We start from the raw sequence: 9406 nt of genomic DNA on the forward strand, positions 1-9406 counted from the left end.
AGGGTAGGTCCGGTGCGCGGCAGTCCCAAACACCGCGCACCGGACCCCTCCCGCGGATCAGCTCGGGTACATCTCCTCGATGTCGCCCTTGAACTTGTCGGCGACGACCTTGCGGCGCAGCTTGAGGCTGGGCGTGAGCTCCCCGTCCTCGACCGTCAGGTCACGCCCGAGGATGTGGAAGCGCTTGATCTGCTCGTGCCGGTTGAGCCCGGCGTTGAGCTCGTCGATGTAGGACTGGACCATCTCGCGGGCCTGCATCGACGAGACGATCTCGGTGTACCCGGCATCGGCCAGGCCGTTGGCCTCGGCCCACGGCTGGATGGCCTCCTCGTCGAGGGTGACGAGCGCCGTGACGAACTGCCGGTTTTCCCCGTGGACGAGCAGCTGGCCGACGTAGGGGCACAGCCCCTTGAAGGTCGACTCGATCTGCGACGGCGCCACGTACTTGCCGTTGCTCGTCTTGAAGAGGTCCTTCTTGCGGTCGGTGATCTTGACGAAGCCGTCGGCGTCGACCTCCCCGATGTCACCGGTGTGGAACCACCCGTCCTCGGTGAGCACCTCGGCAGTCGCCTCGGGGTTGTTGTGGTATCCCTCCATGACGTGCTCGCCGCGGACGAGGATCTCGCCGTCCTCGGCGACCTTGATCTCGGTCTGGACGTTGGGCCAGCCGACGGTGCCGACGCGCAGGGCGTAGGGCCGGTTGACCGTGGCCGCCGCGGAGGTCTCGGTGAGGCCGTAGCCCTCGAGGATCGGCAGGCCGGCACCGTTGAACCAGTGGGCGATGTCGGTGTTGAGCGCCGCGGAGCCGGAGATGAAGAAGCGCACCCGGCCGCCGAAGCGGTCGCGCACCTTGGCGAAGACGAGCTTGTCGGCGACCTTGTGCTTCAGCCCGAGGAGCAGGCCCGGCCGACGCCCGTCGGACTGGGCCTGGGAGTACTGCCGGGCCGTCGCGGAGGCGAAGTCGAAGATCTTCGCCTTGGCGCCCCCTTCCTCCTGCATGCCGAGCGAGAGCTTGCCGTAGACCTTCTCGAAGATGCGCGGGGCCGCCGCCATGAAGGTCGGGCGGACCTCACCGAGGTTGTCGACGATCTTGTCGATCCGCCCGTCGACGGCCGTCTGCATGCCCACGTCGGTGCTGATGAGCAGCAGGACCTTGGCGAAGACGTGCGACAGCGGCAGCCACAGGTAGTGCACGTCGTCCGGGGTGAGCATCCCGGTCGAGCGGATCGCGGCGCCCTGGTAGGTCCACGTCGCGTGACGCAGACGCACGCCCTTGGGGCGGCCGGTCGTGCCCGAGGTGTAGATGATCGTCGCGAGCGACTGCGGCCCGGTGGCGTCGATGCGGGCGTCGACCACGCCCGGTTCGGCCGCGAGCAGGGCCGCGCCGCGTCCCTCGAGGTCCTCGAAGGAGATGACCCAGTCGTCGAGGTCGACGCCGTCGGTGTCGACGACGACGACCGTCATGACCTCGGGGATCGCGTCGCGGACCTGGCGCAGCTTGCCGACCTGCTCCGCGTCCTCGGCGATGACGACCCGGGAGCCCGAGTTGTCGACGATGAAGGCGACGTCGTCGCTGATCGACGTCGGGTAGATCGTCGTCGTCGCGGCGCCGGCGGCCATGATGGCGTAGTCGGCGAGGACCCACTCGATGCGGGTGCTCGAGGCGAGGGAGACACGGTCCTCGGGACGGATCCCGAGATCGACGAGACCGGCCGCCAGCTGCCAGACGCGATCACCGAGCTGGGCCCAGGTCAGCTCGTCCCAGGCGATGCCGGAGGGGTAGGAGTAGGCGGTGTTGTCAGGGGTGTCGGCAATGCGCTGCCGCAGCAGGTGACCGACGGAGGGCGCACGGTCCTCGAACATGCTGGCGTCGTAGGCCTCGTCGACGGCGCGGGTGGGGCGGGGGTCAGGCACAGGAGTCCACTCCTTCGTGGGCTTCGGGTGATGCGCGCATCCTCCCCCAGCGTCGGGCCGGGTGTCACTGGTCCGCCCACAGCGTGACCATTTGGTGACCAAATGCTGACGGTGGCTCCGCCGCCGGCCCCTCAGGCCGGCTTGCGGCGCACGTACAGCTGCTTGCGGTAGCGGGCGACGAGGGTCCCGTCCTCGGCGACGACGTCGTTGTCGCACCACACCAGGTACTTGCTGCCGTCAGCCGTCGCGGCGCGGATCTCGTCGAGCAGCTCGTCGGTGATCCGGATGCTCGTGCGCACGTCGGTGCGGCCAGGACTGACGAAGTCGATCTCCCCCGCCTTGTCCCAGACGATGTACTCGTCCCCGAGGCACCGCAGGGCCCCGAGCATCCACCACGGGTCGCACATGGCGAAGAGGGAGCCGCCGAACTGCGTCCCGACGTAGTTGCGGCTCCACGGGCGCATCCGCAGCGAGACGTCGAACTCGCGGAAGTCTGCGGAGATCCGGTCGACGTGGACGCTCGCGGCGAGGAAGGGCGGCCAGAGGTTGAGCCCACGGCGCAGCGCGGTGGCGCCGAGGTCCTTGGACAGGGTCTGGAAGGAGGGGCTCTGCACGGGGGCCATCGTCACCGATGGGTGGGCACGGGTTCACGACCTGTGGCGGACCTCTCCTCCCGGGCCACCGCGACGACCACGCCGATCGCCGCCCAGCAGGCGAACATCGACGAGCCGCCGTAGGAGAGGAAGGGCAGCGGCAGACCCGTGACGGGCAGCAGACCGAGGTTCATGCCGATGTTTTCGACCGACTGCACGGCGAACCACGCGGCGACGGCCCAGCACACGAGCCGGACGAAGGGGTCGTCGCTGCGGGTGCCGGCCAGGGCGATGCGGGCGACGACGAGCCCGAGGAGCACGACGACGAAGGCGGCGCCGACGAAGCCGAGCTCCTCCCCCGCCACGGAGAAGACGAAGTCGGTCTCCTGGAAGGGGATCGCGCCCGAGGTCGTCAGCTCTCCCGCGTGCAGCCCCTGCCCGCCCCAGCCCCCGTTGGCGATCGCCCGCCGCACCTGCTGGGTCTGGTAGCCGATGCCCATCGGGTCCGCGCTGGGGTCGAGGAAGGCGGTGAGGCGATCGCGCTGGTAGCCGCTGAGCAGCGGGGTCGTGAAGGCCGCCGTCACCGCTGCGACACCCGCGAGGAGCACACCGGCGAGCCACGGCCACGAGGCTCCGGAGACGACGAGCACCCCGAGCGCCAGCGCGACGAGCACGAGCGCCGACCCCAGGTCGGGCTGGGCCATGACGAGCAGCACCGGCACGGCGGTCGCGGCACCGGCGAGCAGGATCTCGCGCGGTCGGGGTCGCTGCCGACGCTCCGCCGCGGGCGCGAGCAGCATCGGCAGGGCGACGCACAGCCCGACCTTCGCCAGCTCGCTCGGCTGGAGGGAGAAGCCGCCGGGCAGCTGGATCCACGACCGGGAGCCGTTGACCTCGGAGCCGAGCGGGCTGAGCACGAGCACGAGCCCGACGAGCCCCACGAGGTAGGCGAAGGGGGCCAGCGCCCGCAGCACGGCCCGGTCCAGCCGGGCGACGAACAGGGCGATGACCAGACCGATCCCGAGGTTGACGAGATGGCGCACCAGGTAGGCCGACCCGGCCTCGTGCCGCGTCGCGGAGTGCACGAGCACCGCGCCGAGCCCCGCGGCGATGAGCGCGGCTGCAAGCAGCACGAGGTCGGAGCGCAGCAGGCGGGCGGCGAAGCCCCCTTCGGTCCGCACGACCTCAGGCGGGCGCGGCCGGCGGGAGCCCGAGGACGCGGCGGGTCTGCTCGACGTCGGCGGCCATCGCCTCGAGCAGCGCGTCGATGGAGTCGAAGCGCAGGGTCGGGCGGACGTGGTCGACGAAGTCGACGGCCACCCGTTCGTCGTAGAGGTCGAGGTCGGTGCGGTCGAGGACGTAGGCCTCGACGACGCGGGTCTGCTGGTCGAAGGTGGGGTTGGTCCCCACGGAGATCGCCACCGGGAGACGGCGGTCGGCCGCGTCGATCGGCAGGTCGAGGCGGGTGAGCCACCCGGCGTACACCCCGTCGGAGGGCACGAGACCGAGGCTGTCGTCGCCGAGGTTGGCCGTCGGGTACCCGAGCTCACGACCCCGGTGGAAGCCGTGGACGACCGTGCCCACGACGCGGTGGGTGCGCCCGAGGATCGCGGCCGCCGCTGCCACCTCGCCGGCGGACAGGTGGGCGCGCACCGCGGACGAGGACCACCGCTCGGTCTCGCCCTGGTCCTCGATGACGACGACCTCGAAGCCGTGCTCGGCTCCCAGCTGCCGGAGCAGGTCGACGTCGCCCGTGTAGCCGGCTCCGAAGCCGCGGGTGTCGGCCCCGACGACGAGGACCGCCGCCTGCAGGCCGGTGACGAAGGTGTCGACGACGTAGTCGACGGCGCTCGTCTGCGCGAAGTCCATGGTGAAGGGCAGCACGCACAGTCCGTCGACGCCCGCCTCGGCGAGCAGCTCGTCGCGCAGCGGCCCCGGCGAGATGATCTCCGGCGCCCGCTCGGGGTGCATGACCTCGACGGGGTGCGGGTCGAAGGTCACTGCCACAGCCGGCAGGTCGCGCTCACGCCCCTGCCGGACCAGCTCGTCGAGGATGGCACGGTGCCCGCGGTGGACACCGTCGAAGTTGCCGAAGGTCGCCACGCACGGCCGCAGCTGCGGCGGGGTGGCACTCGGAGATGACCATTGCTGCACGGGACGACACTCTACGAACTGGCGGGCGCGAAGACGACGTGGGCTCGCGCGGTGCCGCGGCTCTCGTCGAGGACGGCGACGAGAGACCCGTCGGGGCCGAGAGCCGCCACCGGCTCCGTGCGGCCGGGGCTGGCGCTGTCGATGCGCTGTCCGTAGCCGAGCGCCCGAGCCTCGGGCTCGGTGAGCTCGCGCGTGACGAGCGCTGCGGCAGCGGCCTGCTCGAGCGGGGTGAGCGGCAGCAGAGCGTCCTCTCCCCCGCTCTCGCGCAGGGCCGAGAGCTCGTCGAGGGTGTGGGCGTGCGCGAGGGTCAGCCCACCCACGCGGGTGCGCCGCAGCGCCGTGAGGTGACCGTGGCAGCCCAGGTCGGCCCCGAGGTCGCGCGCCAGGGCGCGCACGTAGGTGCCCGACGAGACCTCGACGACGACGTCGATGTCGAGCACGGGGTGCCCCTCCGCCTCGGTCGACCGCACGTCGAGCATGTCGAAGCGCGAGACCCTGACGGGGCGGGCGGCGAGCTCGACCTGCTCCCCCGCCCGCACGCGGGCGTACGAGCGCTCCCCCTTGACCTTGATGGCGCTCACCGAGCTCGGCACCTGCTCGATGTCGCCCGTGAGCCGGGCGACGGCCGCGTCGAGCGCCGGCCGGTCCGTCCCGGCCACGTCGCCGACGGCCGTGACCTCCCCTTCGGCGTCGTCGGTGATCGTCGCCTGACCCAGACGGATCGTCGCGGTGTACTCCTTGTCCGCGCCGACGAGGAAGGTGAGCAGCTTGGTGCCCCGACCGACGCCGAGGACGAGGACGCCCGTGGCCATCGGGTCGAGGGTGCCGGCGTGGCCGACCTTCCTGGTCCGGTAGAGACGCCGGCAGCGGGCGACGACGTCGTGGCTCGACCAGCCGGCGGGCTTGTCGACGACGACGAGGCCCTCGCTCACGCGTCGCTCCCCGGAGGGGTGCCCTCCCCCTCGTCGTCCTTGGTGCGGTAGGGGTCGGCGTCACCGGCCGGCGAGGCACTCGCCCGGGATCGTGCGAGGTCCTCGTCACGCTCGCGCGCGGAGCGGAGCAGGTCGTCGATGTGCGACGCGTTTTCGGGCACGCCGTCGGGGAGGATCTCCAGCGTCGGCGTCAGCCGGATGCCCAGCTGCTTGCCGACGAAGGAGCGCAGCTTGCCGCGGTTGGCCTCGAGGACCTCCGCGCTGCGGGCCCTCTGGTCGTCGTCACCGAAGACGGTGTAGAAGACCGACGCGTGCTGGAGGTCACCGGTCACCCGCACGTCGGTGATCGTCACGAACCCGAGGTCCGGGTCCTTGACGACCTGCTGCAGGTTGGCCGCGATGAGCTCCTGGATGCGATCGGCGATCTTGCGGGCGCGGGCCGGGTCGGCCATGGCACACCTCCGTGAGGGGCTGGGTGAGGACGAGGTCCACGGTATGCGACGCCGCCGCGTGCGACGACGCCGCGCCGCGGACCGTCACTACGAGTTGGTGGCGACGTTGGCGATGCCGGCGAGCAGGCTGATGATCGTGACGCCGAAGGCGACGACGCCGAGGACGATGCCGATGATCGCGAGGGTGCGCTCGTTGCCGTCACCCTGCAGCGCATTCGCCTTGGACAGACCCATGCCGCCGCAGATGACCGCGACGAGTGCCGCCAGGGCGCCCACCGGCCAGCAGCAGCAGCCGAGGGGTATGGCGATCAGGCCGACGACGATCGAGACGATGCCGAGGGTCTTGGCGCTCCCGTCCGGGGCGGCATGAGGCATGGCATAGGGGTTCGCCTCCGGTGCGCCGTACGGCGGCGGGGCGGCGGCGCCGTACGGCGGCTGGCCGTACTGCGGCGTCGACGGGTAGGGCTGCTGGCCCTGCGGCTGGCCGTAGGGCTGGCCCTGGGGCTGCTGGCCGTAGGGCTCGGGCTGGCTACCGTACCCGGGTCCGGGGGGCGGTGTCGTCATGAGGATGTCCTGTGAGTCGTCGGGAGGAGACGTGCGACGCCCCCGGCACCGAGGCACCGGGGGCGTCTGACGAGGTCAGCGTCAGCTCATGTCGCTGTAGGCGTTGATGTCGATGACGCCGGCAGCCACGAGGATCCAGTAGATGACCGCGATGGCCAGACCGATCGCACCGGTGATGATGCCGATGAGGATGTAGGTCTTCAGGTCGGGGCGCGGGTTGGTCTTCGTCTGGTTCTTGGCGATGAGACCGGTGATGAGGGCGACGACCGAAAAGATCGGCAGGCCCCAGCAGCAGCACAGCAGGACGCCGACGATACCGGTGCCCATGGAGACGAAGGAGAGGATCTTCGTCTGGTCGCTGCCGCCCTGCGGCGCGCCACCGGGAGCCGGCGGGGGCGCCTGGGGCGGCATGCCGCCACCGGGGGGCGGAGCCGTAGGTCGGAGCCCCGGACGGGCCGCCGGCGGGGGCCGAGCCGCTGCCGGAGGGGTCGTAGGGCTGGTTGCTTCCGCCGCCGGGCGGAGGAGGTGGCGTCGTCATGTGTCGCTTCCCCTAGAAGTCGTTGGTGCGGTCGGACACACCCTAGTCGGCGCGCGGCGGTTACCGCCGCATTGAGGGTGAGGAGTTCTCCCCGGTGGGTGCGCCCCGGGTGTGCGGACGGGAGGACGACGAAGGGCGCCGCCCCCGGTGGTCCTGGGAGCGGCGCCCTGCGCAGTGCGTCCAGACGTCAGGCGCGCGGCTTCTCGCGCATCTCGTACGTCGTGATGAGGTCGCCCTCCTGCACGTCGTTGAAGCTGCCGAGGTTGATACCGCACTCGAAGCCCTCGCGGACCTCGGTGACGTCGTCCTTGAAGCGTCGCAGACCGGTGAGCTCGAGGCCCTCGGTGATGACGACGCCGTTGCGGGTGATGCGCGCCTTGGAGCCGCGCTTGATCTCGCCGCTGCGGACGATCGAGCCGGCGATGTTGCCGAACTTGCTCGAGCGGAAGACCTCACGGATCTCCGCCGAGCCGAGCTCGACCTCTTCGTACTCCGGCTTGAGCATGCCCTTGAGCGCCTGCTCGATCTCCTCGATGGCCTGGTAGATCACGCCGTAGTAGCGGATCTCCACGCCCTCGCGCTCGGCGACCTCGGCGTTCTGCCCCTCGGCGCGGACGTTGAAGCCGATGATGATCGCGTCCGAGGCCATGGCGAGGTTGATGTTGTTGAGCGTGATCGCGCCGACACCACGGTCGATGATCCGCAGGTCCACGTCGTCGCCGACGTCGATCTGCAGCAGCGCGTCCTCGAGCGCCTCGACCGAGCCCGACACGTCACCCTTGAGGATGAGGTTGAGGGTGTCGATCTTGCCGGCGGCGATGACCTGGTCGAGGTCCTCGAGGCTGATCCGCTTGCGCGCCTTGGCCAGGCTGGCCTGACGGTCGGCGGCCTCACGCTTCTCGGCGATCTGGCGAGCGGTCCGGTCGTCCGGCGCGACGACGAAGGTGTCGCCGGCACGCGGGACGGACGAGAGACCGAGCACCTGGACCGGGCGGGAGGGGCCCGCCTCGTCGACCGTGTTGCCGTGCTCGTCGAGCATGGCCCGCACACGACCGAAGGCCGAGCCGGTGACGATCGCGTCACCGACGTGCAGCGTTCCGGACTGGACGAGGACGGTCGCCGTGGCACCGCGGCCCTTGTCGAGGTTGGCCTCGATCGCGACACCACGGGCGTCGCGCTCGGGGTTGGCCCGCAGGTCGAGCGCCGCGTCGGCCGTCAGCAGGACGGCCTCGAGGAGGCTGTCGATGTTCTGCCCCTGCTTGGCGGAGACGTCGACGAACATCGTGTCGCCGCCGTACTCCTCGGCCACGAGGTTGTACTCGGTGAGCTGACCGCGGATCTTCGCCGGGTCGGCGCCCTCGACGTCGATCTTGTTGACCGCGACGACGATCGGGACGTCCGCCGCCTGGGCGTGGTTGAGCGCCTCGATGGTCTGCGGCATGACGCCGTCGTCGGCAGCGACGACGAGGATCGCGATGTCGGTGACCTTGGCACCACGGGCACGCATGGCCGTGAAGGCCTCGTGACCCGGGGTGTCGATGAAGGTCAGCGCCCGCTCGTCACCCTCGTGCTCGGTGTGGATCTGGTAGGCACCGATGTGCTGGGTGATGCCACCGGTCTCGCCGGAGCCGACGTCCGCGTTGCGGATCGCGTCGAGCAGTCGCGTCTTGCCGTGGTCGACGTGACCCATGACGGTGACGACCGGCGGACGCGCCTCCAGGTTCTCCTCGTCCTCGGCATCGACACCGATCTCGAGGTTGATGTCGAAGGAGTCGAAGAGCTCGCGCTCCTCCTCCTCCGGGGAGACGATCTGGATGTCGTAGCCCAGCTCGGCACCGAGGAGCTGGAAGGTCTCCTCGTCGAGCGACTGGGTCGCCGTCGCCATCTCACCGAGGTTGAAGAGCACGGTGACGAGCGACGCCGGGTTGGCGTTGATCTTGTCGGCGAAGTCGCTCATCGACGCACCCTGGCGCACGCGCACCACGGTGTTGCCGTCGCCCCGGGGGACGATGACGCCGCCGATGGACGGCGCGGACATCTGCTCGAACTCGGCGCGCTTCGCCCGCTTGCTCTTGCGCTGCTTGCGCTTGCCGCCACCGCGACCGAAGGCACCCTGGGTGCCACCACGACCGCCGGGGCCACCGCGGTAGCCACCGCCACCGGGACCGCCGCCGGGACGTGCACCGGGGCCGCCACCGGGACGACCGCGACCGGCACCGGGGCCACCACGGCCGCCGGGACGCTCACCGGGGCGCGGGA

Annotated in this window: 9 protein-coding genes; all 9 read right to left on the bottom strand. The window is 71.0% G+C overall.

Features of this window, described 5'->3' with window-relative positions; genetic code table 11:
- Window positions 1–57: 57 nt before the first annotated feature.
- On the bottom strand, window positions 58–1914 hold the full coding sequence (locus B277_RS03230) for an AMP-dependent synthetase/ligase (RefSeq protein WP_007925115.1): 1857 nt from the start codon (window positions 1912–1914) through the stop codon (window positions 58–60).
- Window positions 1915–2045: 131 nt separating this feature from the next.
- On the bottom strand, window positions 2046–2537 hold the full coding sequence (locus B277_RS03235; protein ID WP_083853616.1) for a DUF4442 domain-containing protein: 492 nt from the start codon (window positions 2535–2537) through the stop codon (window positions 2046–2048).
- Window positions 2538–2539: 2 nt separating this feature from the next.
- Complete coding sequence (rodA, locus tag B277_RS03240; RefSeq protein WP_007925119.1) at window positions 2540–3688, bottom strand: rod shape-determining protein RodA; 1149 nt, start codon at window positions 3686–3688, stop codon at window positions 2540–2542.
- A gap of 4 nt (window positions 3689–3692) precedes the next feature.
- Entirely contained in the window at window positions 3693–4661 is a 969-nt protein-coding gene (locus B277_RS03245) for a bifunctional riboflavin kinase/FAD synthetase (RefSeq protein ID WP_040880686.1), read from the bottom strand.
- 11 nt (window positions 4662–4672) lie between these two features.
- Window positions 4673–5593, bottom strand: a complete 921-nt coding sequence (gene truB, locus B277_RS03250; protein ID WP_007925123.1) for a tRNA pseudouridine(55) synthase TruB — start codon at window positions 5591–5593, stop codon at window positions 4673–4675.
- On the bottom strand, window positions 5590–6045 hold the full coding sequence (gene rbfA, locus B277_RS03255; protein ID WP_007925125.1) for a 30S ribosome-binding factor RbfA: 456 nt from the start codon (window positions 6043–6045) through the stop codon (window positions 5590–5592). Before rbfA ends, truB begins: the two co-directional genes overlap by 4 nt.
- 87 nt (window positions 6046–6132) lie before the next feature.
- Complete coding sequence (locus tag B277_RS03260; protein WP_007925127.1) at window positions 6133–6609, bottom strand: DUF4190 domain-containing protein; 477 nt, start codon at window positions 6607–6609, stop codon at window positions 6133–6135.
- Between the two features lie 81 nt (window positions 6610–6690).
- A complete protein-coding gene (locus tag B277_RS03265; protein ID WP_007925128.1) occupies window positions 6691–7020 on the bottom strand; it encodes a hypothetical protein in 330 nt (109 codons plus the stop codon).
- 314 nt (window positions 7021–7334) lie between these two features.
- Window positions 7335–9406: translation initiation factor IF-2 (gene infB, locus B277_RS03270; protein WP_007925130.1), on the bottom strand; the 2072-nt coding region annotated here is incomplete at its 5' end.

Source organism: Janibacter hoylei PVAS-1, assembly GCF_000297495.1.
In the GTDB taxonomy this organism is placed as follows: domain Bacteria; phylum Actinomycetota; class Actinomycetes; order Actinomycetales; family Dermatophilaceae; genus Janibacter; species Janibacter hoylei.